The following is a 26,420-nucleotide window of genomic DNA, read 5'->3' on the forward strand; positions in this document are numbered from 1 at the left end:
TCTCAGGCCGCCTCGAACGTCAGGGGCGCGCCCCAGAACTGGGCGACGAGGTCCGATTGCGGGCCGGGCGTTCCGGTGGTCAGGAAGTCGCGGCGGGCCGAGGATCCCAACTCATACTCCGGGTGACGCTGGAAATAGCGCTCCAGCGAGTCGGCGACGGCGGCGGGCTGGCTGATGACCTCGACGCCGGGCGGAAGGGCCTGGGCGAACAGATCGGCCACGATCTCATAGTGGGTGCAGCCCAGGACGGCCTTGTCCGGATGGCGGCCGATCCGGCGGCGCAGGGCGTCGACGTGGTCGTCGATCACCACCTTCAGCTCCTCTGTCGGGGCGCCCAGTTCGATCAGTCCGGCCAGGCCGGGGCAGGCCTCGGTGAAGACCGCCAGGTCGTCGCGGCGCTTGTCGATCTCGATCTCATAGACGCGGCTCATGGCGGTGGCGGCGGTGCAGAAGACGCCGGTCACGTCGATGGCCTGTTTCTTCTCGCCTTCCAGCCGCCCGTTGCGTTCGGCCTCATAGGACCAGGGCAGGCCGGTGGCCGCTTCGATGGTCGGGACGATGATGCCGAGGACGTTGACCGGACGGCCCAGCTTTTCGCGCATCCCCGGGATCCAGGTCTGCTGCAGGCGGCGCAGTGCAATGGCTGAGGCCGTGTTGCAGGCCAGTACGACCACGGAGGCGCCCGCATCGAACAGGCGCTCGCATCCTGCGCGGGTCAGTTCGACGATGTCCTCGCCGCCGCGCCCGCCATAGGGGGCGTGGGCCTGATCGCCCAGATAGATGAAGTCCCGCGTCGGAAAGCGGGTCGTGAGTTCGCGGTGGACCGTCAGGCCCCCCACGCCGGAGTCGAAAACGCCTATCGCCATGCAGCGGCCTTTAGACCTGCGGGGTTTCGCCGTCCAATACTTAGGACTAAACCGGATTTATGGGACGCTGTCGGCCCCTGCGCCGAAGGATGTCCAAAACAGCTATGGTTGGGAGACCTGGATGCATAGACGCCATCTTCTCATCGGGGGCGCGAGCCTCTTCGCCCTGTCGGGCTGCGCCTCGGCCGGGGCCGTGGAGAACGCTGTGAGCGGCGCCGTCGCCGCCCTGACGACCGCCGATGAGGCCCGTATCGCCCGCGCCGTCCTGCCGACGACAGCGCCGCGCGCCGAGCTGCTTCAACCTTGGACCGGCCCCTATGAAGGCGTGCCGCCGTGGGACAAGGTGACGGCGCCCAAGATGCGCGAAGCCATCCTGGAAGGCATCGAACTGCAGCGCGCCGACATCGCCGCGATCGCTGACAACCCCGAGGCGCCGACCTTCGCCAACACCATGGCGGCGATGGAGATGGCGGGCGAACCGCTGGACCGCGCCATGAACGTGTTCAGCGTCATGACCTCGAACATCGGCGGCGAGCAGTGGGACGTGCTGGAGACCGAGCTGTCGCCGATCCTGTCGGCCGCCTCGGACGAGATCACCTTCAACGAGACGCTGTTCGCCCGCATCAAGGCCGTGGCCGACGGCGCTGACGCCGCAGGCCTGAACGCCCAGCAGAAGCGTCTGGCCGAGCGCAGCCGCGACGCCTTCGTGCGCAACGGCGCCGCCCTGGACGCCGCAGGCAAGGCAGAACTGGGCCGCATCAACACCGACCTGTCGAACGCCTTCACCAGCTTCGGCCAGAAGGTGGTCGCAGACGAGAACACCTGGACCGTCATCGCTGACGAGGGCGGTCTGAAGGGCCTGCCGGACTCCAACAAGGCCGCCGCAGCCGCCGCCGCGCGTTCGCGCAACGTTCAGGGCTGGGCCATCGTCAACACCCGCTCCAGCGTCGATCCCTTCCTGACCTTCGCGGACGACCGCGCCCTGCGTCAGCAGGTTTGGACCAAGTTCGTCAAGCGCGGCGACAACGGCGACGCCAACGACACCAAGTCGACGATCGCCCAGATCGTCGCCCTGCGTCAGCAGCGCGCCCGCCTGCTGGGCTTCGGCAACCACGCCGAATGGCGGATGCAGGACACGATGGCCAAGACCCCGGCCGCGGCGATGGACCTGATGCAGCGCGTCTGGGCCCCGGCCAAGGCCCGCGTCGCCGAGGAAGTCGCCGACATGAAGGCGATCGCCGGCCACGACATCGAGCCGTGGGACTACCTCTACTACGCCGAGAAGGTGCGTAAGGCGAAGTACGACCTCGATCAGAACGAGCTGAAGCCCTACTTCGAACTTCACGCCGTTCGCGACGCATCCTTCTATATGGCTGAACGTCTGTACGGCTTCGTCTTCAAGCGCTTGCCTCAGGGCCAGGTCTCGACCTTCGAGCCGGACGTGACCACCTATGAGGTCACGGACAAGGCCACCGGCAAGCTGATCGGCCTGTTCTACGCCGACGACTTCGCCCGTCCGGGCAAGCGTTCGGGCGCCTGGATGACTACCTATCGGTCCTTCTCGAAGCTGACCGGCTCCAAGCCGATCCTGGCTTCGAACAACAACAACTTCGTTAAGGCGCCCGAAGGCCAGCCTCTGCTGATCTCGCTGGACGACGCCGAGACTCTGTTCCACGAGTTCGGCCACGCCCTGCACTACTTCTCGTCGGTGGTGACCTATCCGTCGTTCGGCAACACGCCGCGCGACTTCGTGGAATATCCGTCTCAGGTGCATGAGCACTGGGTGCTGACCCGGCCCATCCTCGACGGCTACATGAAGCACGTCGAAACGGGCCAGCCCATGCCGCAGGCGCTGGTGGATAAAATCGAGGCCTCCTCGACCTTCAATCAGGGCTACGCCACGGTCAGCTATCTGTCCTCGGCCCTGGTCGACATGGATCTGCACACGCAAGCCACGCCGCCGACCGATATCGACGGCTTCGAAAAGGCCTCGCTGGCGCGTCTGGGCATGCCCAGGGAGATCGTGATGCGGCACCGCCTGCCGCAGTTCAATCACCTGTTCACCTCGGACGCCTATTCGGCCGGCTACTACTCCTACCTGTGGTCGGAGACGATGGACGCCGACACCTGGGCCTACTTCGAGGAGTCGGGCGACGTCTTCAATCCGGACATCGCCGGCCGCTTCAAGTCGATCATGCTGGCGCCGGGCAACACCACGGATCGCGGCGACGCCTATCGCCAGTTCCGCGGCCGCAACCCGGACGTGGCGGCCCTGTTGAAGGTGCGCGGCTTCCCGACTTCTTAAGTGGGCCTATCGGCCTTCGGCCTGCTTGAGGCCGTTGGACGCTAGAATGGTGAGGCCCGGTGGAGCAATCCGCCGGGCCTTTTCTATTTTCCGTTGAGGTAGCGTAAGCCTTGCCCGTGGTTCTGCTGGAGAAGTCTGCATGAGCGTCGTCGCCTCCTACGTCTACAAGGACGGCAAGCGGGTGCGCGAAGCGCCGCTGACGGATCAGGGGCTCGCTCTGGCCGAGGGCGAATACCTGTGGATCGGCCTGCATGAGCCGTCGGACGAGGAGTTCGACGTTCTGGTCCGCCGTTTCCATCTGCATCCCCTGGCGGTCGAGGACGCCCTGACGGCGCATCAGATCCCCAAGCTGGAAGTCTATGGCTCCGAGTTGTTCATCGTCGCCCGCACGGCTCAGGCCAAAGGCGACCGCATCCTGTACGGAGAGACCCACGTCTTCGTCGGGCCCAACTACGTCATCACCATCCGCCACGGTTCAGCGCGCGCCCACACCCAGCTGCGCGCTCAGCTGGAGGCCTCGCCGCATCAGCTGAAGCACGGGCCGGACTTCATCCTGCACGGGGTGCTGGACTTCATCGTCGACGGCTACATCCCCATCATCGACGCCATCGAGGACAAGGTGCTGGAGATGGAGCAGGTCGCGCTGGACAGTTTCCTGGCGCGCGACGACATCACCCGTCTGTTCCAGCTGCGCCGCGAACTGGTGAAGTTCAGCCGGGTGCTGGGGCCGATGGAGGAGGTCTGCGTCAAGCTGCAGTCGCTGGACCTGCCCTGCATCGACCGCGAGGTGCGGCCCTATTTCCGCGACGTGGCCGACCATGTGCGGCGGGTGTCCAGCCGGGCGGCGGGTCTGCGCGACATCCTGGCCTCGGTGTTCGAGGTGTCGAACCTGCTGGAGCAGCAGCGGCAGGGCGTCATCACCCGCAAGCTGGCGGCCTGGGCCGCCATCCTGGCCACGCCGACGGCGGTGGCGGGCATCTACGGCATGAATTTCGAGCATATGCCCGAACTGCGCTGGACCTATGGCTATCCGGCGGTTCTGGCCTTGATCGTCGCCATCTGCATCGGCCTGTACGTCACCTTCAAGCGGTCGAAGTGGCTGTGATCAGCCGCTGTTCCTGAGGCCCGCCGCCACGCCGTTGATGGCCAGAAGGATGCCGTTGCGCACGCGCGGGTCGTCGTCGCCCGCTCGGCGACGGCGGATCAGCTCGATCTGCACATGGTTCAGCGGCTCGACATAGGGCATCCGCTGACGGATCAGCCGATCCAGTTCGGGCTGGCCTCCCAACAGGCTCTGCTGGCCGGTGATCGACAGGACGGCGGCGATGGTGCGGTTCCATTCGGCGCGGATAGCGGCGTAGATTCGCTCGGCCAGGACGGCGTCGGGGACCAGCCCGGCGTAGCGGCGGGCGATGGCCATGTCGGCCTTGGCCATCACCATCTCCATGTTCTGGACCACGGTGCGGAAGAAGGGCCAGGTCTCGGTCATGGCGCGCAGTTCGGCGGGATCTTCGCCCTGGACCGCCGAGCCGAAGCCGAACCAGCCGGGCAGCATGACCCGCGACTGCGACCAGCTGAACACCCAGGGAATGGCGCGCAGGTCCTCGATGGCGGGCGAGGCGGTGCGGCTGGCCGGGCGCGAGCCGATCTTCAGGTCGGCGATCTCGGCGATGGGGGTGGCTGCGCGGAAATAGTCGACGAAGCCGGGCGTGTCATAGACGAGGGCGCGATAGGCCTTCATGGAGGCCGCGGACAGGCGCGCGGCCGTCTCGCCGTGGCGGGCGCTGTAGCCCGCGTCGGACTGCGGCCCCAGCGAGGCCAGCAGGGCGCCGCAGGTCAGGGCGTCGAGGTTCCGCTGGGCCACCTCCGGCTCGCCGTACTTATTGGCGATGACCTCGCCCTGTTCGGTGACGCGGATGCGGCCCGCGACGGTGCCGGCGGGCTGGCCCAGAACGGCCGAGAAGGCGGAGCCGCCGCCGCGCCCCACGGCGCCGCCCCGGCCGTGGAACAGTTGCAGCCGCACCCCCGCCGCGCGCGTGACCTCCAGCAGGGCGCGCGAGGCCTCGTGCAACTCCCAGCCCGAGGTCAGGTAGGAGCCGTCCTTATTGCTGTCGGAATAGCCGATCATCACCTCCTGCACCCCGCGCGCCTCCGCCACGGCTCGGGCGGAAGGCTCGGCGAGGACGCGCTCCAGCGTGTCGCGGGCGGCGCGCAGGTCGTCGATGGTCTCGAACAGGGGCGCGGCCTGAATGGGGCAGGCGCCGGGGTCGGTCGGGTCGTATAAGCCGACCTCCTTGAGCAGCAGATAGACCTCCAGCATGTCCGAAGCGGCGTCGGTCTTGGACACGATGTGGGTGCGGATCGCCTGCGGACCGAAGGTGGAAAGGGCCTCGGCGGCGGCCTGAAGGATGGCGCGCTCCTTCAGCGTCTCGGTCGCATAGTCGGCATAGGGCGAGAACAGGGGGCGGGGGTCGGCCAGTTCGCGCGCCAGCACGGCCAGCCGATCGGCCTCGTCCAGGGCGGCGTAGTCGGGACAGACGCCCGCGACTTTCAGCAGGTCGGCGACAACCCGTTCATGCACGTCCGAGTTCTGGCGCAGGTCCACCGTCGCCATGTGGAAGCCGAACACGTCCGCCGCCGTGATCAGCCGCGCCAGCCGGTCGTCGGCGAAGACGGCGCCGTGGGTCCGCACCAGACTGTCATGCAGGATGTTCAGATCGGCGCGGAAGGCGTCGGGGCCGTCATAGGGAGCGGTGGCGAAGCGGGCGGGGCGCGGCGTCGACTCGCCGGTCAGGGCCGGATAGGCCGCCGACAGGCGGGCGTAGATCTGGCTGAGCGCCCGGCGATAGGGTTCGTCCGCGCGCTGGATGGAGGCGTCGCCTGATCCTTGCGCCAATGCGGCCAGTTCGGGGGTGACGCGGGTCAGGTCGATGGACAGGCTGAGCTCGGCGCCCAGGGCGTGCACCTCGTCCAGATAGAAGCCCAGCGCGGCGCGGGCCTGGCTGCGGAAGGCGGCGCGCAGGGTGTCGGCGTCGACATTGGGATTGCCGTCTCGGTCGCCGCCGACCCATGAGCCGATGCGCACGAAGGGCGCCAGGTCCGGCGCCTCCAGAAGGCGGCGCCATTCGGCCAGCTGGGTCGGGGCGACGTGCAGGAAGATGCGCTGGAGCCAGTCGACAACGGTGTCGATCTCGTCCTGCACCACCAGAGCCGAGGCGCGGGTCAGCCGCGTGGTCCACAGGATGACGATCTGGCGGCGCAGCGCTTCCTTCAGGGTTTTGGCGTCGCAGGCGATCCCGTCGCGGTCGCATCCGTCCAGCAGCTCGCCGACCGCCGTGGTGCGGTCGATGACGCTCTTGCGGCGCACCTCGGACGGGTGGGCGGTCAGCACCGGCGAGATCAGGGCCTGGGCCAGCAGATCGCGCACCGCGCTCCTGTCGACGCCCGCCTCGGCCAGGCGTTTAAGCACGCCCTCGGGCGTATCGGCCCGTTCGCCCGCTTCGGCCTGGGCCTGGGCGCGGCGCTTGCCCGCCCGGTCCTCGGCGACATTGGCCAGCAGGGAGAAGGCGGCGAAACCATGCGTCAGGCCGACGGCCTGATCCAGCGACAGCTCGCCGAGCAGTCGCTCCAGTTCCGAGGCGTCGTCCGAGGTCGGGTCGCGGTGATAGGCCACCGAGGCGCGCCGCACCGCCTCGATGCGGTCATAGAGGACCTGTCCGCCTTCGTCGCGGATCACCTCGCCCAGCAGGGCGCCCAGCAGCCGAACCTCTTCGCGCAGGCGGTCGTGGGGGAACTCGGGGGTCTGGGTCATGGGGTCGTCTCTCAGCGGGGAGGCCGGAAGCGGAACCGTATCAGCGGAATCCGAACGCGCCAGTCCATGTTGCAACGCGCAAACCCTTTGGGTGGTCGCCTCGCGGGTTGAATGACGCTTCAACAAACTATCGACTCCGGCTGGATTTTCCGCCATAAGCCGCGACTTCCGGCGCAATTGAACCTGCGCCTCCACCGGGACGATCCCATCCTTTCATGGATGGATGAGCCCGGAGAGGGCCTCTGTCGACGTGATCGTTCGCAGAGGTCGCCCGCCTATGGGCGTTGCTCACGGAGGCCAAGGCCCAGGCGCATGAAAGGGTTTGAATGTTCGAGGCTCTGAACGAGCGGCTGACAGGCGTCTTCGACCGGATCACCGGCCGCGGCGCCCTGTCCGAAAAGGATGTCGAGGAGGCCCTGCGCGAGGTCCGCGTCGCCCTGCTCGAGGCCGACGTCGCCCTGCCGGTGGTCAAGGACTTCATCGCCCGCGCCAAGACGGCCGCGACCGGCGAAGACGTCATCCGCGCGGTCAAGCCCGCCGATCAGGTCATCAAGATCGTCTATGACGGCCTGGTCGACATGCTGGGCGGCGAAGAGCCGGTTCCGCTGAACACCAATGCGACCCCGCCCGCCGTCGTGCTGATGGCCGGTCTGCAGGGGTCGGGCAAGACGACGACCTCGGCCAAGCTGGCCCTGCGTCTGTCGAAGTTCGACAAGAAGAAGGTCATGATGGCCTCGCTGGACACGCGTCGTCCGGCGGCTATGGAACAGTTGGCTACCTTGGGCCAGCAGATCGAGGTCGCGACCCTGCCCATCGTGGCGGGCGAGAGCGCGGTCCAGATCACCCGCCGCGCGCTTCAGTCGGCCAAGCTGCAGGGCTTCGACGTCCTGATCCTCGACACCGCCGGCCGCATCACCCTGGACGAAGGGCTGATGAACGAGGTGGCCGAGGTCGCCCAGATCGCCAAGCCGGTCGAGACGTTGCTGGTCGCCGACAGCCTGACCGGTCAGGACGCGGTGCGCACCGCCGCCGCCTTCCATGAGCGTCTGCCCCTGACGGGTCTGGTGCTGACCCGCGCCGATGGCGACGGGCGCGGCGGCGCCATGCTGTCGATGCGGGCCGTCACCGGCCTGCCGATCAAATATCTGGGCGCGGGCGAAAAGGTCGATGCGCTGGACGTGTTCGACGCCCGCCGCGTGGCCGGCCGCATCCTGGGTCAGGGGGACATCGTCGCCCTGGTCGAGAAGGCCGCGGGCGAGCTGGACCAGGCCAAGGCCGAGAAGATGGCCCGCAAGCTGGCCAAGGGTCAGTTCGATCTGGACGATCTGGCGGGTCAGCTGAACCAGATGAAGAAGATGGGCGGTCTTCAGGGCATCATGGGCCTGCTGCCCGGCGTGGCCAAGCTGAAGAACCAGATGGCCGAGAACAACGTCTCGGACAAGATGATCGACCGCCAGCTGGCCGTCATCAACTCCATGACCAAGGCCGAGCGCAAGAAGCCGGATCTGCTGAACGCCAGCCGCAAGAAGCGCGTGGCCAAGGGCGCCGGCGTTGAGGTTCAGGACATCAACCGTCTGCTGAAACAGCACCGGCAGATGGCCGACATGGTCAAGTCGCTGTCCAAGGGCGGCGGCAAGAACCTGCAGAAGATGGCGGCCATGATGGGCGGCCTGCCCGGCATGGGGGGCGGCGGCCCGGACATGAACCGTCTGAAGGCTCTGGGCGGCGGCAAGATGCCGGAACCCAGCGCCGATGAAATGAAAGCCATTCAGGACCGCCTGGCGGGTCTGCGCGGCGGACAACTGCCGGGGGGCCTTCCGGGTCTGCCGGGCCTTCCCAAAAAGAAATAACGACTTTCTAGAAAGAGACTGAAAATGCTGAAGATTCGTCTGTCCCGCGGCGGCGCCAAGAAGCGTCCCTACTACCACATCGTCATCGCCGACTCGCACGCTCCGCGCGACGGCAAGTTCATCGAGCGCGTCGGCAGCTACAACCCGATGCTGCCGAAGGACAGCGCCACCCCGCGCATCGTCCTGAAGGCCGACCGCATCGCCGAATGGCTTGCCAAGGGCGCTCAGCCGACCGATCGCGTCGCCCGCTTCATCAGCGAGAGCCAGGACGAAGCGCTGGCCGGCAAGGTCCAGTGGGTCCAGGGCAACAACCCGAAGAAGGCCGAGCCGGGCAAGAAGGCTCAGGAACGCGCCGCCGAGCGCGCCCAGCGCGAAGCCGACCGCCTGGAGGCCGAAGCCGCCGCCAAGGCCGAGGCCGCTGAAGCCGCCGCCGCCGCAGCCGCCGCCCCGGCCGTGGAAGAAGCTCCGGCTGAAGAAGCCCCTGCCGAAGCCGCTGCTGAAGCGACCGAAGAGCAGGCCTGAGCCTTATCTCTTCATCCGGCCACGGCCGGTTGAAACGGGAAAGCAGCGTCCTTTCGGGGCGCTGCTTTTCTGCTATCTGGACCCCATCGCATCGGTAAACGGAGCCCGGTATGAGCAGCGAAGACAGACTGATCCTGGTGGGCCAGATCGGCGGCGCCTTCGGCGTGAAGGGCGAGGTGCGGATCAGCGCCTATACCGCCGAGCCGATGGCTCTGATGGGCTATTCGCCGCTGTTGGGCGCTGACGGCAAACCGGTGCTGACCCTGATCTCGGCCCGGCCGGACAAGGCGGGCGTGGTGGCGCGCGTCAAGGAGATCGCCACCAAGGAAGAGGCCGACGCCCGGCGAGGCCAGAAGCTGTTCGTCACCCGCGAGGCCCTGCCCCAGCCGGAGGAAGACGAGTTCTACCTGGCCGACCTGATCGGCCTGGAGGGTCGCGATCCGTCCGACGTGGTTCTGGGCACGGTGAAGTCGGTCCAGAACTTCGGCGCCGACGACATGCTGGAGATCGCCCCGGCCGAGGGCGGCCCGACCTGGTACCTGCCCTTCACCCGCGAAGCGGCGCCGGAACTGCACATCAACGACGGTTGGCTGCGCATCGTCCGCCCGACCGAAGTCAGCGACCGCGACGAAGACTGACGCCGACACGGTTGCGGATCGCCCTGCGGCTTCCGACATGGACGGGGTCACAACAGCCGGAGCGTTCCATGGCCGACCTGTCCGCCTTTCCCGTCACCTGCCAGTTTCCGCCGCAGCATCCCGACCGGCTTCAGCTCTACTCCCTGCCGACGCCCAATGGGGTGAAGGTCTCCATAATGCTGGAGGAGCTGGGCCTGCCTTATGAGGTCCACCGGGTCGACATCAGTAAGGATGAAACCTGGACGCCTGAGTTCCTGTCGCTGAACCCCAACGGCAAGATCCCGGCGATCATCGACCCCGACGGTCCCGGCGGAAAGCCGCTGCCTCTGTTCGAATCCGGCGCCATCCTGGTCTATCTGGCTGAAAAGGCGGGGCGCTTCCTGCCGACCGATCCGGCGACGCGCTATGAGACCCTGCAGTGGGTCTTCTTCCAGATGGCGGCCATAGGCCCGATGTTCGGCCAGGTCGGCTTCTTCCACAAATATGCGGGCAGCGCCTTTGAGGACAAGCGGCCGCGCGACCGCTACGTCGCGGAATCGCGGCGTCTGCTGGGCGTGCTGGAAGGGCGGCTGAAGGATCGCCAGTGGATCATGGGCGAGGACTATACTATCGCCGACATCGCCACTCTGGGCTGGGTGCGCAATCTGGTCGAACACTATGGCGCGGGCGATCTGGTCGGCTATGCGGACTTTCCGCATGTCGCCGCCTGGCTGGAACGCGGCGTAGCGCGTCCGGCCGTGCAGCGGGGGCTGAACATCCCGCCGCTTTCCTGAAGACGCCAAGGCGGGGGCGGACGCTTGAGCCGCCCCCCGCAGTCTCAGGCTCAGATTTCTTCGGTCGGGGCGTCAGGAACGTATTTCTTGATCGACTCGATGGCGCGCTTGGCGCCCGACTTGTCGGAATAGCCTTCGGTCGAGAAGATGATCTCGGAGTTGTACTTGAACCGCACGCGGTACTCGCCAGCCTTGTCCTTATAGACTTCGAACTTGTGCGCCATGATCGCCTCGCTCTGACGGCCGCCAGTCGGCCGAGGGCAGAAGGCTGCCACGGTCCAGCTTCGGGCGTAAAGAGTGCGAAATGTAAAACGCCGTCATCGCTTCAGGAGCGGGCGGGGATCCATCGTCGCGCCGCCAGCGCCAGAAATCCAACGGCCAGTCCCCAGAAGGCCGAGCCTACGCCGAACAGGGCGACGCCCGACGCCGTGGCGGCGAAGGTCAGCACGGCGGCCTCGCGATTCTTGACCTCGCTCATCATGGCGCCCAGCGACCCGGTCAGGGGCGCGATCAGGGCCAGTCCTGTGATGGCGGCCAGCGCGCCGGTCGGCATGGCGATGAACAGGCCCGCCAGCGGCGCCGCGAACAGGGCGACGACCAGATAGAACAGGCCGTAGATCACCCCCACGGTCCAGCGTCTGGCGGGGTCGGGGTGGGCGTCCGGCTCGGTGCAGATGGCGGCGGTGATGGCGGCCAGATTGACGCCGTGCGCGCCGAAAGGGGCCAGAAGCGTGCTGGTCAGCCCGCCCCAGAAGATCAGCTTTCCGGCAGGCGGGGCGTAGCCGGCGGCCCTCAGCACCACCAGACCGGGCAGGTTCTGCGAGGCCAGCGTCACCAGATACAGCGGCAGGGCCAGACTGACCGCCGCCTTCCAGTCGAAGGCGGGCATGACCGGCGACAGGGCGCCGAACAGGCCGGTTCCCTCGGGCAGGGCGACCTGACCGCGCACGGTCAGAACCGCGAAGGCGACGACCAGAACGGCGGGCAGGGACCAGGCGGGCGCCAGCCGACGCATGACCAGAAAGACCAGCAGCAACCCCGCCGCCAGCATCAGGTCGGTCGGGAACACGAGAAACAGCTTGAGGCAGAAAGGCAGCAGCACCCCGGCCAGCATGGCCGAGGCGACGGCGGCGGGAATGCGCTCGGCCAGTCGACCCAGCGCCGGGACCAGCCCGGTCAGCACCATCATCAGCCCGGCGATGACGAAGGCGCCCACGGCCGTCGACCAGCCGAGCCCCAGCGTCGAGGCGGCCAGCAGGGCGGCGCCCGGCGTCGACCATGCCAAGACCACGGGCATCTTCAGCCGCCAGCTCAGTACCGCGCCGGGCAGGCCGATGCCCAGGCACAGGGCGGTGACCATGGAGATGATCTGGCCGGGCGACGCGCCCATCGCCTGTCCCGCCTGAACGATCAGGGCGACCGTGCCGCCGAAGCCGACGACGGTGGCTACGGCGGCGGCGGAAAAGCTGGCGGGAGGAGGCAGGCGCGCGGAACTCATGCGCCCAAGCTAGGCCGGTAGAGGGGCGCCTGAAAGTGGAAACCTATCTTCCGCTCATCTCGGCGTCCGCGGGGATGAGCGGGTAGTGGAGGAGATGCAAAAAAGGCCGCCGGTTCGCCCGGCGGCCCTCTGTGTTCTCATGAAGTCGGGGGCTCAGCCCTCCATATCGTCCGGCAGGCCGACGGCGTGGAAACCGGCGTCGACGTGGACGACTTCGCCCGTCGTCGAGCGGCCCAGATCCGAGCACAGCCACAGGGCGGCGCCGGCGACGCCTTCCATCGAGGTCTCTTCCTTGATCAGCGAGAATTGGGCCGACTTGGAGTGCAGGCCGCGCCCGCCCGAGATGCCGGCCAGCGACAGGGTGCGCATGGCGCCCGCCGAGATGGCGTTGACGCGGATGCCCTTCGGCCCCAGGTCGCGCGCGATGTAGCGGGTGGCGGCTTCCAGCGCGGCCTTGGCCACGCCCATGGTGTTGTAGTTGGGGATGACCCGCTCGGAGCCGAGGTAGGTCAGGGTGATCATCGAGCCGCCGTTCGGCATCAGCTTGGCCGAACGCTTGGCCACGTCGACGAAGCTGAAGGCCGAGATGTTCATGGCCAGCAGGAAGCTGTCGCGGGTGGTGTTGTCGACGAAGGAGCCCTTCAGCTCGTCCTTGTTGGCGAAGGCCACCGAGTGGACGACGAAGTCGATCGTGCCGAATTCCTTCTCCAGCTCGGCGAAGGCGGCGTCCATGGAGGCGTCGTCGGTGACGTCGGCCTGGATCAGCAGCTTGGCGCCGACGCTTTCGGCCAGGGGACGCACGCGGCGCTCAAGCCCCTCGCCCAGATAGGTGAAGGCCAGTTCGGCGCCCTGCGCCGCCAGTTGAGAGGCGATGCCCCAGGCGATGGAGTTGGAGTTGGCCACCCCCATGATCAGGCCCTTCTTGCCCTTCATGAGTTCGCCGGTGGGCATGTCCCAGCCTTCGCTCGTCGCCATGGTTCGTCTCCGTATCTAGAACTTGATCTGCCTTTTGGACGGGCGCGCGGCGGGTGACAAGTGAGTGCTGACGCTGGCGTTTATCCGCCAGCGGCCTAAGTTGGCGTCATGAGCTTCGACGCCGACAGTTCGAATGCACAGCCGCAGGGGCCTTCCCCGGCCGGGCCTGTCTTCTTCGACCGCCGCGAGTTGGGCCAGATGCTGCGGGTCTATGGGCGGATGGTGGCGGCGGGTGAATGGCGCGACTACGCCATGGCCGGGGCCAGGGAGCACGCCGAGTTCGCCGTCTTTCGCCGCCACGGCGACGCACCCGTCTATCGCATCGAGAAACGTCCGGCGCTGCGTCTGAAACAGGGGCAGTGGGCGGTGATCGGCGAGGGCGGCCATGTGCTGAAGCGCGGCCGCGATCTGGCCCAGGTGCTGCGCGTGTTCGACAGCCGGAAGTTCACGGTGGTGGAATAGGGCTGTGCGCCACGCAACATAAGAAAAAGGCTCCGACAGCGATGTCGGAGCCTCTCTTTCTGGACCTGTTTAAGCCGCGCTCAAGTCGGCCGTGACCGCGTCACGGCCATAGCGCACTCAAAAATTCCTATTCGCGGCCGCCCATGAAGGCGAGCAGGAACTGGAACAGGTTGATGAAGTTGATGAACAGGCTCAGGGCGCCGAAGCCCGTGGCCACGCCCATGGCGTTCTTGTCGCCGCCGAGGGCGTAGTAGGTCATCTTCAGACGCTGGGTGTCATAGGCGATCAGGCCCGAGAAGATCAGCACGCCCAGGCCCGAGATCACCAGGCCGAACATGCCCGACTTCACCAGGAAGGCGTTGACCAGCATGGCCAGGATCAGGCCGATCAGGGCCATGATCAGGAAGGTGCCCATGCCGCTCAGGTCCTTCTTGGTCGTGTAACCGACCAGGCTCAGACCCGCGAAGGCGGCGGCGGTGACGAAGAAGGTCGAGGCCAGCGAACCGCCCGTATAGCGCAGGAACAGCACGCCCAGACCGGCGCCGATGGTGGCGACCACGGCCCAGTAGAGCATGTTCACGCCCTTGGCCGTCGGATTCTTCATGAAGAACATGGAGCCGAACAGCATGACCAGCGGCGAGAACTGGATGATCATGCCCAGCATGGTCAGGCCGATGCGGCCGTCCGGCATGCGGGCGAACAGCAGCTGCTGCACCGCCGGGACGTTGCCGGTGACGTAGGCCAGGACGCCCGCGACGACCAGACCGATCGCCAGCTTGTTGTAGACGCCCAGCATGAAGGCGCGCAGACCGGCGTCGACGGACATGTCCGCCGACTGCGGAAGCGGGCGCGCATAGCCGTTGTTGAAGTCGCTCATCGCGAAAGAAGTCTCCCATTCGGCCGGGAAGGTCCCGACCTTTGGCTCAAATATCGGGACGCGGGGGCGTCCATGCAAGAAAAACCGGACTTCCGGCCGCCGGTTCCGCCCGCTACCAAGGGTCGCATGTTACGTCTGTTCACAGCCATCGCCATTCCCGACGACGTCGCCGAGACCCTGGCGCGGCGTCAGTCCGGCCTGCCCGGCGCCCGCTGGCGGCCGCTGGACGCCCTGCACGTGACCCTGGCCTTCTATGGCGAGGCGTCAGAGCGCACGGCTGACGATCTGGCCTCCGAACTGACCCGCGCCGAGGGCGGAGGGGCGTTCGAGATCACCCTGAGCGGCGTCGGCGCCTTCGGCGACGCCCACCGCAGCCACACCCTGTGGGCCGGGCTGGAACGTTCCGAGCCGCTGAACGTCCTGGCCGGACGTTGCCGGTCGGCGGGCGAGCGCGCGGGCGTTCCGCCGGAGAAGCGCGAATACCGGCCGCACGTCACCCTGGCCTATCTGAAACCTCAGGCGAACCCCGACCGTATCGGCGCCTGGATCGCCGGGCACAATCTGCTGAAGTCGCCGCCGATCCGTGTGGATCGCTTCGGCCTCTATTCCAGCGTCCTGACCGGCGACGGCAGCGTCTACACCCTGGAACGCGAGTATCTGCTGTGATCGACCGCCCGACATCCCCTCTCGGCCCCACGCTGGAAACCGAGCGACTGTTCCTGCGCGCGCCGACGCTGGAGGACTTCCCGCGCTGGGCCGACTTCATGAGCGACCCTGAGACGACCCGCTTCATCGGCGGAGTGCAGTCGAAGCACGAGGTCTGGCGCGCCATGGCCTCGGTGGCGGGCATGTGGGCGCTGCAGGGCGAGGGCATGTTTTCGGTGATCGAGAAGGCGACCGGCCTGTGGATGGGACGGATCGGACCGCTGCACCCCTATGACTGGCCGGGCCGGGAAGTCGGCTGGAGCCTGCACCGCGACGCCACGGGCAAGGGCTATGCGCTCGAGGCTGCTGCGGCGACCATGGACTACGCCTTCGACGTGCTGGAGTGGCCCGACGTCATCCACTGCATCGACCCGGACAACCGCGCCTCGGAGAAGCTGGCCGAGCGGCTGGGTTCGACCAATCGCGGGCCGGGCGCGATCCCGCCGCCGTTTCACGAGCACAAGGTCAATCTGTGGGGCCAGACGCGCGATCAGTGGCGGGTGAACCGGCAGCGCTTGCGGTAGGAACGCAAGGAGAACATAAAGGCGCATGGCCGCCGCCGCGCTTCATCTCGAACTGGTTTTCAGCCGCCCTGAAACGACCCTGTCCGTCACGCGGGGAGCGGCGCGGCTGCTGGTCGACATGGGCTATGCGCCCCTGTTGGAGGTCTGCCTGCCCAATGGGCGGCGCGCCGACGTCATGGCCCTGGGGCCCAAGGGGGACATCGTCATCTGCGAGGTGAAGTCGGGCATCGACGACTATCGCGTCGACCGCAAATGGCAGGAGTACGGCCCCTTCTGCGACGCCTTCTACTTCGCCGTGGCGCCTGAGTTTCCAGACGGTGTCCTGCCGGGCGAACCGGGTCTGATCGTCGCTGACGGCTTTGGCGGGGCGGTGGTGCGCGACGCGCCCTCCACGCCCCTGGCGCCCGCACGCCGCAAGGCCCTGACCCTGGCCTTCGCCCGTCTGGGCGCGCTGAGGGCGATGCGCGAGTAAACGCCTATCCGCCAACCGCATGCAGGGATGCGCCATGCTCGCGCAGCCAGCGGCGGTGCGGGCGGTGGTCGCCGATCAGTCGGGTGACGACAGACCAGTAGGCGGGGCTGTGGTCGGCGTGGACCAGGTGGGCCACTTCGTGCGCGGCCAGGTAGTCGGCCACCGCGGGCGGGGCCATGACGACGCGCCAGGAATAGCGGATCGAGCGGTTGTGCGGGCTGCAGGAGCCCCAGCGCGAGCGCGTATCGACGATCGACACCTTCACCGGCGCCTGCCCGAGGGTCTTCAGGTGGACCAGCGTGCGCTCGGTCAGGAAGTCGCGCGCGGCGCGGCGAAACCAGTTCTCGATGCGGCGGGAAAAGGCCTCGCCCTCGCCGCCGGAACGCAGCACCGGCCCTTCGTCCGTCTCGATCAGGCGCGCCGCGCCCGCGCCGCCCGTCGCCTCCAGCCGCAGCGGGCGGCCTAGCCAGGTCACGACGGCGCCCGGCTCGAATGGCTGGGCATCAAGGCGTGCGGCCAGCCGTTCGGCGATCCATCCGGCCTTGGTGCGGGCGAAGGCCACGACCTCGCCAAGGCGCCGTTCGCTGGGGGCCACGGCCACGGCCTCGCCGGCGCGGGCGTCGATGCGGATCGACAGCCGCCGCGCGCGCGGATTGACCGACAGTCGCAGGGCGCCGCCGCCCTCAAGCGGCAGACGCTGACCGTTCCGGTACGACACTGATCGCTTCGTTTTGGGCGATGAAATCGCGCACGCGGGGATAGATCTCCTCGCGGAAACGGCGGCCGTTGAAGACGCCGTAGTGGCCGACCTTGGGCTGGACGTAGAGCAGGCGCCGGTCGTCGGGGATGTTCGGCGTCAGGCCGTGCGCGGCCTGGGTCTGGCCGACGCCGGAGATGTCGTCCATCTCGCCCTCGATGGTGGCCAGGCCGATGTCGGTGATGGCCGTCAGATCCACCGTCTGGCCGCGATGCTCAAGCAGGCCGCGCGGCAGCAGGTGCTGCTGGAAGACGATGTCGATGGTCTGGAGATAGAACTCTTCGGTCAGGTCCAGCACCGACAGATACTCATCGTAGAACTGCTCGTGCTTTTCCACCCCGTCGCCGTCGCCCGTCACCAGATCCTCGAAATAGCGGCGATGGGCGTCGACGTGCTTGTCTTCATTCATCGACATGAAGCTGTAGAGCTGGACGAAGCCCGGATAGACCCGCCGCCCGACGCCCGGATAAGGCAGGGGCACGGTGTGGATCATGTTCGACTTGAACCAGGTGAAGGGCTTTTCCTCAGCCAGCTGGTTCGTCACCGTCGGCGACAGGCGCGCGTCGATGGGCGAGCCCATGAAGGTCATGGAGGCGGGGCGATTCGGGTCGTCCTCGGCAGCCATCACGGCGCAGGCGGCCAGCACCGGCGGCCCCGGCTGGCAGACGCCGACGACATGGGCGCGCGGCCCGACGGCGGCCAGCATGTCGCGCACATGGTCGATGTAGTCGCTGAAGTCGAAGCGGCCTTCCAGCATCGGCACCTGACGGGCGTTGGCCCAGTCGGTGACATAGACGTCGTGGTCCTGAAGGAAGGTCTCGACCGTGCCGCGCAGCAGGGTGGCGTAGTGGCCTGACAGCGGCGCCACGATCACCACGGCGGGCGCGGCGGCGGGTCGGCCCGCACGTTTCAGGTCGCCGATGTTGCGGGCGAACCGCACCAGCCGGCACCAGGGCGAGGACCACACCACCTGTTCGGTGGTGCGGACGGGCTTGCCGTCGATCTCGATCGTCTCAAGGCCCCAGTCAGGCTTGCCGTAGCGGCGCGTCAGGCTCTCGAACACCTCGGCGGCGGCATAGGCGGTGCGGCCGATCGCCGTGTCCGACGCCGGATTGAGCGGAGAGGTCCAGAACTGGCGGGCCATCTGGGCCCCGATCCGGAACGGAGTCGCCGAATGATAGGCGAGCTCGTGAAAAGCGTAGAGCATGAAACCCCGACTGCGGCCCCCGCCGATGCGGAACGGCGATCATACAGGATGATGCGCTGCAAAAAAGACCGGCCGCGCCGCGTTCAGGCAAAGGTGATCAGCCCTTCTCCATCGCGTTTTCGATCAGGGTCACGGTGCGGCTGGGCCCGAGATCATGGGCGACGGCGCTGCGGAACTTGCCGTCCGGACCCATCAGATAGACGGTCAGGCCATGGTTCATGGTGTAGCCCTCGCCCTCGCCGACCTTCTGATAGAAGGCGCGGTATTCTCTGGCGACCTGGGCCACCTGTTCCGGCGTGCCGGTCAGACCGATGACGTCGTCGGGAAAGCCGTCCGACGACAGATAGTCCTTCAGCATCTGCGGCGTGTCGCGCTCGGGGTCGATGCTGATGAAGACAATTTGCAGGTCCTTGGCCTTGTCGCCCATCCGTTCCTGCACGGCGTTCAGCACGCCCAGCGTGGTCGGGCAGTAGTCGGGGCAATAGGTGAAGCCGAAGAAGACTAGGCTCCATTTGCCCTCAAGCATCTTTTCAGTGACCGCCTGCCCGTCCTGATCGGTCAGGGTGAAGGGGCCGCCGACCAGAGGCTGGCCGGTCGCCGCATCCGTTGTCTGCGCCGCTTGTTGACGACCGCCGACCACCACCATGGTGATCAGGCCCAGCGCCAGGGCGATGACCGCGCAGGCGGCGGCGAACAGGATGACGGGACGGCGGGGCATGGCCTCTCCTTGAGGGGAACGAAGCGGATCATCGGGCGAGCGCGACACATGGCGCGACACAGGGCGCCGTGCAGCCGCCCTTCGCCCGGTCTATAGAAGAGGGGTGAGCCCGACAGAAGCCCCCATACCGCCGCACGCCCCCCCGCATCTCCTGGCCCAGGCGGGCGGCGAGCTGGCCGGTCTGCCCGAACTGCCCCGGCGAGGGCGCGGTCTGTCGCTGCGCACCCTGATCGTGCTGCGCTGGCTGGCGGTGATCGGCCAGACCTGCGCCATCCTGACCGCCTATTTCGCCCTGCACTTCCCCTTGCCGTTATGGGAGTGCCTGACGGTGATCGGCGCGGGCGTGGCGATGAACCTGGCCACCATGGCGCGGGCGCGGCGTATCGACGGCAGCCTGCCGGACGGGCCGCGAACCGCCGCCCAGCTGGGCTTCGACATCCTGCAGCTGGCGACCCTGCTGGCCCTGACCGGGGGGCTGGCCAACCCCTTCTGCCTGCTGCTGGTCGCGCCGGTGACGATCGCGGCGGCGGCCCTGCCTGCGCGGCAGGCAGTCATTCTGGGCGTGATGGCGCTGATCGCCGTGGGCTTCCTGTTCTCCTGGTCCCTGCCCCTGCCGTGGCGCCTGCATGAGCATCTGGAACTGCCGGGCCTCTATCGTCTGGGGCTGGGGCTGGCGCTGGTGACGGGGGTGCTGTTCACCGCCGGCTACGCCTGGAAGGTGGCCGCCGACGCTGACAAACTGGAACTGGCCCTGGCGACGACGCAGGACGTGCTGCAACGCGAGCAGAGGCTGGCGGCCCTGGGCGGTCTGGCCGCCGCCGCCGCTCATGAGCTGGGCACGCCGCTGGCCACCATACAGGTCGTCGCCAAGGAGATGTTGCGTGAGGCCGCTCCCGACAGCCCCGCCGCCGAGGACGCGGGCCTGATCCTGCAACAGGCCGAGCGCTGCCGCGCCATCCTGAAGCAACTGTCGGCCCAGCCCGAGGAAGGCGACGCCCTGTTCGCCGACATCGATCTGAAGACCCTGCTGGAAGAGGTGGCCCAGCCGCATCGCGGCTTTGATCTGGATTTCGACATCAGCCTGAAGGTCCCGCCGGGACAGGCCGCGCCGCGCGTACGTCGGCTGCCTGAGATCGTCCACGGCCTGTCCACCCTGGTCGAGAACGCGGCCGATTTCGCCACGGCGCGAGTGCAGTTGACCGCCGTGGTCGACGCCGGATGGATCGAGATCGACATCGTCGACGACGGCCCCGGCTTCGCCTCTGAAATCCTGCCGCGTCTGGGCGAGCCCTATGTGACCAGCCGCCCGCAGGCCAAGGCCCGCCGCGCCCTGGCGGCCCAGATCGCCTCGGCGTCCAGCCCCGCGCGGCGGGGACGGCGCGCGCCGCCGCCCCCGGTCACCGCCCCCATCGCTCCCAGCCAGGGCGGCATGGGGTTGGGCTTCTTCATCGCCCGCACCCTGCTGGAACGGACGGGCGCCAAGGTCTCGGTCGGCGCGGGCTCGCCCGCCAAGGGCCAGCCGGGCGGCGCCCTCGTTTCCGTACGCTGGGCGCGTCAGGCGCTGGAAGTCACCGCCTCGGCGATGGATGGGGGCGGAACCTGATGTCGCAGTTGCGAGCTTGGCTCTTGACCCTGCGTCGCTGACGCACGACCTGAACCGCAGGAGAATTTCATGTCCGAACTCGAGACCCAGATCGCCGCCCTCAACGACAAGTCCCTGCTGCTGCTGGACGACGATCAGGCGTTGCGCACCCGGCTGGGCCGGGCGCTGGAAACGCGCGGGTTCGCCGTCACCGTCGCCGGTTCCGTAGCCGAGGCCAACGAGGCCCTGCGCCAGTCGGTCCCGGCCTTCGCGGTCCTCGACATGCGGCTGGAAGACGGCAACGGCCTGAAGGTGGTCGAAATGATCCGGGATCGGCGCGAGGACGCCCGCATCGTCATGCTGACCGGCTATGGCGCCATCGCCACGGCCGTGGCTGCGGTCAAGGCGGGCGCGGTCGACTATCTGCAGAAGCCGGCCGACGCCGACGACGTGGTCAAGGCGCTGCTGTCCGCCGGCGAGGCGCCCGAGCCTCCGGAAAACCCGATGTCGGCCGATCGGGTGCGCTGGGAGCATATCCAGCGCGTCTATGAGCTGTGCGACCACAACGTGTCCGAGACGGCGCGCCGTCTGGGCATGCACCGCCGCACCCTGCAACGCATCCTGGCCAAGCGCGCCCCGCGATAGGCTGCTTTTTGCGCGCTATGCTCGCGACGCGGTCGCTCGCGGCTTGAGCGCGCCGCCTTTCCTTCTCCCCACAAGGGGAGAAGGTGGCCGACACCCATTCAGAAGAACAGCGCGTCTGGGCGCCGTTCCTGCTGCGGCGCAGGGGGCGTCTGCGGCGGAGCGGGGCGCGTCGCCGGGGGCTGTTGCGGCTGGGCCGGTTGAGGGGCCTGACCGTCGATGATCACGGGCGGCGCCGCGTCATAGGGCGTGGCCGTGGCGTAGGGGTCCTCGACCTGGCCCATCAGGTCGCCGACGGGATCGGGCGCAGTCCAGCCTTCCGGCAGAGGGGGGCCGTTGGGGATGGGCTGGACGGCCAGACGCGGCAGGGCCGCCTCCATGAAGCCGCGCCAGATGGCGGCCGGGGACGAGCCCCCGGTGATGCGGGCCATCGGCTTGTTGTCGTCCTTGCCGACCCAGACGGCGGCGACGAAGCCGCCCGTGTAGCCGACGAACCAGGCGTCCTTGTAATCCGAGGTGGTGCCGGTCTTGCCGGCGATGTCGCGCCCGCCGATCGCCGCCGAGCGGCCGCTGCCTGAAGTGACGACGCCGCGTAGCATCTGGTTCATGTAGTAGAGCGGCGGATTGTTGATGGCCTGGCCGCCTTCCGACGGGCCGTGGGTGTAGATGACGCGGCCGGACGGGGTGCGGATGCGGCTGATGCCATAGGCGTCCACCCGGCGGCCGCCGTTGGCGAAGGCGTCGTAGGCCTGGGCCATCTCCAGTGGGCTGACCTCGACGGCACCCAGCGCCATGGAGGGCTGCAGGCCGATCTCGCTGGTGATCCCCAGACGCTTGGCGGCGCGGGCCACGCTGTCGCGTCCGACCTGATCGGCCACATAGGCGGCCACCGTATTGGTTGACTGGGCCACAGCCTGAGCCAGGGTCATCTGGCCGGAGAAGCGGCCTGAATAGTTGCGCGGCGACCAGCCGCCGATGGTCACGGGCTGGTCGATCACCGGCGTCTCGGGCGTATAGCCCGCCTCGACCGCGGCCAGATAGACGAAGGGCTTCCAGGCCGAGCCGGACTGGCGCCGCGCATCCACCGCGCGGTTGAACTGGCTGTCGCCGTATGAGGCGCCGCCGATCATGGCGCGCACCCGGCCGTCGCCGTCCAGGGCGACAAGCGCGGCCTGTTCGACGCCCTTGCCCTTGTCGCGGTCCAGAATACGGCGGACGGCGCGCTCGGCGTCGGTCTGAAGGGTCAGGTCAAGCGTCGTCTCGACGACCATGTCCTCGGTCGGTTCGCCGACCAGGCCGCGGATCTGCTTGTCCAGCCAGTCGATGAAGTATTGGGCGTGCTGGCTGGCCAGGGTTTTGGACACCCGCACCGGCTCGGCCACGGCGGCTTCGCGCTGGGCCGGGGTGATGGCGCCGACCTCGACCATTTCGTTCAGCACGACGTTGGCGCGGGCAGCAGCGCGCTCGCTCTCGGAAACCGGCGAATAGCGCGAGGGCGCCTTCAGAAGGCCCGCCAGCAGGGCGGCCTCGCCTACAGTCAACTTGTCGGCGCTCTTGTCGAAATAGCGTTGCGAGGCGGATTCGATGCCATAGGCGCCCGCGCCGAAATAGACGCGGTTCAGATAGAGGGCGAGGATTTCCTTTTTGGAGAATTTCATCTCAAGCCACACGGCCAGGATCAGCTCCTGCACCTTGCGCTTCATGTTCTGATCGGGCGTCAGGAACAGGTTCTTGGCCAGCTGCTGGGTGATGGTCGAGCCGCCCTGGACCACGCGCCCGGCCCTCAGGTTCGAGGCCATGGCCCGGCTCATGCCGATCGGATCGAAGCCGGGGTGGTGGTAGAATCGCCGGTCCTCGATGGCCACGAAGGCGGCGGGGACGTAGTCGGGCAGGGCGTCCAGATCGACCGGCGGCGCCATCTGGGTGCCGCGCACCGCGATCAGGGCGCCGGAGCGATCCAGATAGGTGATCGAGGGCTGGCGATCGACTTCATACAGGCTGGAGGTGTCCGGCAGGTCGCGCGCGAAGACGGCCAGGAAGACCACGGCGAAGATCAGGCCCCAGACGGCCAGCACCGCGCCCCAGTAGAACAGGCGGCCCATGACGGTTCGACGCGGCTTTGCGCCGCCCTGCTCGTTCCGGTCGGGTCCGCGATCGTTGCGCGTCATGAACATCCCTTTATGCCAGCGAAGCAAACCCTAGCCGTTCCTGCCGCTGGCGAAAACGCCCCCGTTTTCGACCACGGCAGCCTGTGCGTCCTTTTCGCCGAAAGAATGGCTCAGCGCGCCAGGAAGGCGTCCAGTTCGCCGTAGAAGGCTTCCGGCTGGTCGAACATGATGAAGTGGGCGCTGTCGTCGATGCGCTTCAGCCTGGCGCCGGGCAGGGTCGCGAACGACGCCTGATAGATGGCGTCAGTGATCGCGTCGGTCATGCGGGCGTCGTTGAATTTGACGTAGAGCACCTCGGTCGGGGCGGTGATCTTGGCCAGTTCGGGCCGCAGGTCGGTCGTGACCAGTTCGCGGAAGGCGGCGGCCGAGACCTTCTGGTCGCTGTTGCGCATGTCTTCCAGCGCCTCTTCGCGGCGGCTTTCGGTGTTGATCATGCCGTTGATGGCGGGGGTGGCCTGGGCGACGTAGGCTTCCCGCGGGCTGGTCGACTGAGCGGTCCAGATCTGATTAGCGACGGGGGTCACGCTCTCGGCCGTCGCGCCGGGCGCGCCGAACATGGCGCCCATGAAGGGGATCATGTCGACGACCATCAGCCGGCCGACCAGATCGGGGTGACGGGCGGCCAGCATCATGCCCATGGTCCCGCCCATGGAGTGGCCGACGACGGCCGGCCTGTTCAGATGCTGCTCGCGGATGTAGCGGGCGATTTCCTCGGCCACGGGGGAGCCGACCGGCTGAGGCGCGTCGCCCTGGGCGTTGGCCTGAGCCGCAGCGCCGGCGAAACCGGCGACGTGGATGCGGTGGATGCGATAGCGCCCGTTCAGGTGATCGACCGTTCCCTGCCAGACGGCGGGCGAGGACGACAGGCCGGGGATCAGGATCAGGTCGGGCGCGCCCTCGGGCCCGTCGACCACCACGTTGAGGCGGTCGGAGGTGAAGGCGGCGTGCTGCGCGCCGTGGGCTGCGTGGTTGACATGGCCGTCCTGAGCCAGGGCGGGGGCGGCGGCCAGCAACAGGGCGGCGGCGGTGAAAAAAACGGTGGAGGCGGTGCGGATCAAGGCGTCTCTCCCAAAGAGAATTTGAGACAGATTAATTCATCGGCTGAGGAAGGGAATGGCCTTTGGACGCCTGACCGTCCCTGCTGCTACAAGGCGGCCATGACCGCAGACGCCGCGCCCGCCCCTTTAGCCGCCCCCGAAGCCAAGATTCCATTGGCCGCTTTCGGCAAGGGCTTCATCACCGACGCCTGGTATTTCGTCGCCCTGGCGCGCGACGTGCCGGTCGCCAGCCTGAAGCGCTATGAGATCATGGGCGAGCCGGTCCTGATCGGGCGAACCCGCGCGGGCGAGGTCTATGGGATGCGCGACATCTGCCCCCACCGCGCCGCGCCGCTGTCGGCCGGGCGGCTGGTCGAGAAGCCGGGCGAGGGCGAGACGATCGAATGCCCCTATCACGGCTGGCGCTTCCGGCCTGACGGCGTCTGCGCGGCCATCCCGTCGCTGGTCGAGGATCAGGCGTTCGAGGCGAACCGCATCAAGGTGCGGTCCTATCCGGTGCGCGAGAGCCAGGGCATGGTCTTCGTCTGGATGGCGGCCGACGCCCGCAATCCGTCCGAGCCGGATCAGGAGCCGCCACAGTTCCCCGGCGCCGTCGGCCAGCCGCGTCTGGTCGAGGCGATGGATTTCGACAGCCATATCGATCACGCCGTCGTCGGCCTGATGGACCCCGCGCATGGCCCTTACGTCCACCAGCAGTGGTGGTGGCGGTCCGAGCACTCGATGCACGAGAAGGCCAAGACCTTCGCACCCGTAGACTTCGGCTGGGCGATGGTGCGCCATGCGCCGTCCTCGAACAGCCGCCTCTACAAGGTGCTGGGCGGGGCGCCCGCGACCGAGATCACCTTCCGCCTGCCGGGCTATCGCTGGGAGCATATCCAGGTCGGCGCCAAGCAGGTGCTGGCCCTGACCTGCCTGACGCCGGTGAGCGAGACCAAGACCCGCATCACCCAGATCTTCTGGTCCGACCACTGGGTGTTCGGCATCGCCAAGCCCTTCCTGCGCATGGGGGTCGTCGCCTTCCTGAAGCAGGACGGCGGCATGGTGAACCTGCAGAACGAGGGGCTGAAATACGACCCGGCCCTGATCTGGATCGACGACGCCGACAAACAGGCCAAATGGTATCAGCAGCTGAAGCGCGAATGGCTGAAGAGCCGCGCCGAGGGCCGCGCCTTCGTCAATCCGATCAAGGAGACGGTGCTGCGCTGGAAGAGCTGACGGCTGAAGTCCGGCGGCGCAGCTCTGGCCGTTCCGTGCGGAACGGCGCAATCATGTCGTCATGAAATCGGTCGCGCGCCTCTTTCGTCTGCATTTCGCCCTGTGGTTGGGGTTGGCGATAATGGCGGCCGCGAGCGCCGTTTCGCCCGTAGCCTGGGGCTGGCCGGTGCGGCTGGCGGTCGCCTGGGACGCGGGCGTGGCGGCCTTCCTGCTGCTGACCTTCGTGCGGCTGAGCCGAACCCGATCGGTGGCGGAGATTCGCGCGCGGGCGGCGGAGCTGGATCAGGCGGGCGGGGCGGTGCTGCCGCTCAGCCTGTTGGCGGCGGGGGCCAGCGTCTTCGTCATCGTCTTCATGGCGGCGTCGGGCGGCAAGCCGACGGCGACGGCGGCGGTTCTGACCGTGGCCACCATCGCCCTGAGCTGGCTGTTCGTGCAGACCATTTTCAGCCTGCATTACGCGCATGAATTCTATGCGCCCGCCGAAGCCGACGATGGCGACCGACAGGGCCTGATGTTTCCGGGAGAGGAAGACGCCGACTATTGGGACTTCCTGCACTTCGCCCTGATCATCGGCGTGGCGAACCAGACGGCCGACGTACAGATCTCCAGCCAGCGCCTGCGCCGCCTCGCCACCGTCCACAGCATCGTGGCCTGGCTGTTCAACACGGTGATCCTGGCCCTGGCCGTCAATCTGGCGGTCAATCTGTTGTAGCTTTCGCCGGGTTCGCCTTGACTTGGCCGCTATTGAGGCCCATCTGCGCTGCATCGCACAATGCGGTGACCGGCGCGTTCCAG

General features: G+C 67.7%; 25 protein-coding genes. 14 read left to right on the forward strand and 11 right to left on the reverse strand.

Annotated elements, in window-relative coordinates:
* Positions 1 to 2: 2 nt before the first annotated feature.
* On the reverse strand, positions 3 to 866 hold the full coding sequence (locus D1604_RS10605; RefSeq protein WP_119413247.1) for a glutamate racemase: 864 nt from the start codon (positions 864 to 866) through the stop codon (positions 3 to 5).
* A 121-nt stretch (positions 867 to 987) separates the two neighbouring features.
* Here D1604_RS10605 and D1604_RS10610 point away from each other — a divergent pair, with 121 nt between their 5' ends.
* Together D1604_RS10610 and D1604_RS10615 are read left to right on the forward strand one after the other, a co-directional pair.
* A complete protein-coding gene (locus tag D1604_RS10610) occupies positions 988 to 3,171 on the forward strand; it encodes a M3 family metallopeptidase (RefSeq protein WP_119413248.1) in 2,184 nt (727 codons plus the stop codon).
* 139 nt (positions 3,172 to 3,310) lie between these two features.
* Positions 3,311 to 4,276 carry a magnesium and cobalt transport protein CorA gene (locus D1604_RS10615; protein ID WP_024354265.1) on the forward strand — a complete coding sequence of 322 codons (966 nt, stop codon included), beginning with the start codon at positions 3,311 to 3,313 and terminating at the stop codon, positions 4,274 to 4,276.
* On the opposite strand, the gene ppc is transcribed toward D1604_RS10615, so the two are convergent.
* Positions 4,277 to 6,982, reverse strand: coding sequence for a phosphoenolpyruvate carboxylase (ppc, locus tag D1604_RS10620; protein ID WP_119413249.1), 2,706 nt, complete (start codon positions 6,980 to 6,982; stop codon positions 4,277 to 4,279).
* Positions 6,983 to 7,308: 326 nt separating this feature from the next.
* Between ppc and ffh the strand changes: the two genes are divergently transcribed.
* The 4 genes from ffh to D1604_RS10640 all read left to right on the forward strand — a co-directional run bounded on the left by ffh (position 7,309) and on the right by D1604_RS10640 (position 10,765).
* Positions 7,309 to 8,832, forward strand: coding sequence for a signal recognition particle protein (gene ffh, locus D1604_RS10625; protein ID WP_119413250.1), 1,524 nt, complete (start codon positions 7,309 to 7,311; stop codon positions 8,830 to 8,832).
* Between the two features lie 24 nt (positions 8,833 to 8,856).
* Positions 8,857 to 9,354 carry a 30S ribosomal protein S16 gene (gene rpsP / locus D1604_RS10630; RefSeq protein ID WP_119413251.1) on the forward strand — a complete coding sequence of 166 codons (498 nt, stop codon included), beginning with the start codon at positions 8,857 to 8,859 and terminating at the stop codon, positions 9,352 to 9,354.
* A gap of 110 nt (positions 9,355 to 9,464) precedes the next feature.
* Entirely contained in the window at positions 9,465 to 9,992 is a 528-nt protein-coding gene (gene rimM, locus D1604_RS10635) for a ribosome maturation factor RimM (RefSeq protein WP_119413252.1), read from the forward strand.
* A 68-nt stretch (positions 9,993 to 10,060) separates the two neighbouring features.
* Entirely contained in the window at positions 10,061 to 10,765 is a 705-nt protein-coding gene (locus tag D1604_RS10640) for a glutathione S-transferase N-terminal domain-containing protein (protein ID WP_119413253.1), read from the forward strand.
* A 50-nt stretch (positions 10,766 to 10,815) separates the two neighbouring features.
* On the opposite strand, the gene D1604_RS10645 is transcribed toward D1604_RS10640, so the two are convergent.
* The 3 genes from D1604_RS10645 to D1604_RS10655 all read right to left on the reverse strand — a co-directional run bounded on the left by D1604_RS10645 (position 10,816) and on the right by D1604_RS10655 (position 13,214).
* Complete coding sequence (locus D1604_RS10645; protein ID WP_119413254.1) at positions 10,816 to 10,989, reverse strand: YegP family protein; 174 nt, start codon at positions 10,987 to 10,989, stop codon at positions 10,816 to 10,818.
* Positions 10,990 to 11,090: 101 nt separating this feature from the next.
* Positions 11,091 to 12,263 carry a benzoate/H(+) symporter BenE family transporter gene (locus tag D1604_RS10650; protein ID WP_119413255.1) on the reverse strand — a complete coding sequence of 391 codons (1,173 nt, stop codon included), beginning with the start codon at positions 12,261 to 12,263 and terminating at the stop codon, positions 11,091 to 11,093.
* A 153-nt stretch (positions 12,264 to 12,416) separates the two neighbouring features.
* Positions 12,417 to 13,214, reverse strand: a complete 798-nt coding sequence (locus D1604_RS10655; protein ID WP_162140912.1) for an enoyl-ACP reductase FabI — start codon at positions 13,212 to 13,214, stop codon at positions 12,417 to 12,419.
* 132 nt (positions 13,215 to 13,346) lie between these two features.
* Here D1604_RS10655 and D1604_RS10660 point away from each other — a divergent pair, with 132 nt between their 5' ends.
* Positions 13,347 to 13,700, forward strand: coding sequence for a DUF2794 domain-containing protein (locus D1604_RS10660; protein ID WP_119413256.1), 354 nt, complete (start codon positions 13,347 to 13,349; stop codon positions 13,698 to 13,700).
* A gap of 127 nt (positions 13,701 to 13,827) precedes the next feature.
* Here D1604_RS10660 and D1604_RS10665 read toward each other — a convergent pair whose 3' ends face one another.
* On the reverse strand, positions 13,828 to 14,577 hold the full coding sequence (locus D1604_RS10665) for a Bax inhibitor-1/YccA family protein (RefSeq protein WP_003168359.1): 750 nt from the start codon (positions 14,575 to 14,577) through the stop codon (positions 13,828 to 13,830).
* 126 nt (positions 14,578 to 14,703) lie between these two features.
* Between D1604_RS10665 and thpR the strand changes: the two genes are divergently transcribed.
* From thpR to mmcB, 3 genes are read left to right on the forward strand one after another with little or no spacing between them, the layout of a single operon-like run.
* A complete protein-coding gene (thpR, locus tag D1604_RS10670) occupies positions 14,704 to 15,243 on the forward strand; it encodes an RNA 2',3'-cyclic phosphodiesterase (protein ID WP_119413257.1) in 540 nt (179 codons plus the stop codon).
* On the forward strand, positions 15,240 to 15,806 hold the full coding sequence (locus D1604_RS10675; RefSeq protein WP_119413258.1) for a GNAT family N-acetyltransferase: 567 nt from the start codon (positions 15,240 to 15,242) through the stop codon (positions 15,804 to 15,806). Before thpR ends, D1604_RS10675 begins: the two co-directional genes overlap by 4 nt.
* 25 nt (positions 15,807 to 15,831) lie before the next feature.
* Positions 15,832 to 16,278, forward strand: a complete 447-nt coding sequence (mmcB, locus tag D1604_RS10680; protein WP_119413259.1) for a DNA repair putative endonuclease MmcB — start codon at positions 15,832 to 15,834, stop codon at positions 16,276 to 16,278.
* 4 nt (positions 16,279 to 16,282) lie between these two features.
* Here the strand turns inward: mmcB and D1604_RS10685 are convergent, their stop codons facing one another.
* The 3 genes from D1604_RS10685 to D1604_RS10695 all read right to left on the reverse strand — a co-directional run bounded on the left by D1604_RS10685 (position 16,283) and on the right by D1604_RS10695 (position 18,960).
* Entirely contained in the window at positions 16,283 to 16,996 is a 714-nt protein-coding gene (locus tag D1604_RS10685) for a M48 family metallopeptidase (protein ID WP_119413260.1), read from the reverse strand.
* Complete coding sequence (locus D1604_RS10690; protein WP_119413261.1) at positions 16,962 to 18,242, reverse strand: polyhydroxyalkanoate depolymerase; 1,281 nt, start codon at positions 18,240 to 18,242, stop codon at positions 16,962 to 16,964. Before D1604_RS10690 ends, D1604_RS10685 begins: the two co-directional genes overlap by 35 nt.
* A 97-nt stretch (positions 18,243 to 18,339) precedes the next feature.
* On the reverse strand, positions 18,340 to 18,960 hold the full coding sequence (locus D1604_RS10695; RefSeq protein ID WP_119413262.1) for an SCO family protein: 621 nt from the start codon (positions 18,958 to 18,960) through the stop codon (positions 18,340 to 18,342).
* Positions 18,961 to 19,063: 103 nt separating this feature from the next.
* Here D1604_RS10695 and D1604_RS10700 point away from each other — a divergent pair, with 103 nt between their 5' ends.
* Together D1604_RS10700 and D1604_RS10705 are read left to right on the forward strand one after the other, a co-directional pair.
* Positions 19,064 to 20,563 carry an ActS/PrrB/RegB family redox-sensitive histidine kinase gene (locus D1604_RS10700; RefSeq protein ID WP_119413263.1) on the forward strand — a complete coding sequence of 500 codons (1,500 nt, stop codon included), beginning with the start codon at positions 19,064 to 19,066 and terminating at the stop codon, positions 20,561 to 20,563.
* A gap of 69 nt (positions 20,564 to 20,632) precedes the next feature.
* Positions 20,633 to 21,187, forward strand: a complete 555-nt coding sequence (locus D1604_RS10705) for an ActR/PrrA/RegA family redox response regulator transcription factor (protein WP_119413264.1) — start codon at positions 20,633 to 20,635, stop codon at positions 21,185 to 21,187.
* 98 nt (positions 21,188 to 21,285) lie between these two features.
* Here the strand turns inward: D1604_RS10705 and D1604_RS10710 are convergent, their stop codons facing one another.
* Positions 21,286 to 23,358 (reverse strand): transglycosylase domain-containing protein, encoded by a 2,073-nt coding sequence (locus D1604_RS10710; RefSeq protein ID WP_119413265.1) that lies wholly within the window; start codon positions 23,356 to 23,358, stop codon positions 21,286 to 21,288.
* Between the two features lie 104 nt (positions 23,359 to 23,462).
* A complete protein-coding gene (locus D1604_RS10715) occupies positions 23,463 to 24,410 on the reverse strand; it encodes an alpha/beta fold hydrolase (protein ID WP_119413266.1) in 948 nt (315 codons plus the stop codon).
* A gap of 99 nt (positions 24,411 to 24,509) precedes the next feature.
* Between D1604_RS10715 and D1604_RS10720 the strand changes: the two genes are divergently transcribed.
* Positions 24,510 to 25,625, forward strand: coding sequence for an aromatic ring-hydroxylating oxygenase subunit alpha (locus tag D1604_RS10720; protein WP_119413267.1), 1,116 nt, complete (start codon positions 24,510 to 24,512; stop codon positions 25,623 to 25,625).
* A 121-nt stretch (positions 25,626 to 25,746) separates the two neighbouring features.
* Positions 25,747 to 26,337 (forward strand): DUF1345 domain-containing protein, encoded by a 591-nt coding sequence (locus tag D1604_RS10725; protein WP_233552039.1) that lies wholly within the window; start codon positions 25,747 to 25,749, stop codon positions 26,335 to 26,337.
* Positions 26,338 to 26,420: the final 83 nt, after the last annotated feature.

The organism is Brevundimonas sp. LPMIX5 (assembly GCF_003576505.1).
Lineage (GTDB): Bacteria > Pseudomonadota > Alphaproteobacteria > Caulobacterales > Caulobacteraceae > Brevundimonas > Brevundimonas naejangsanensis.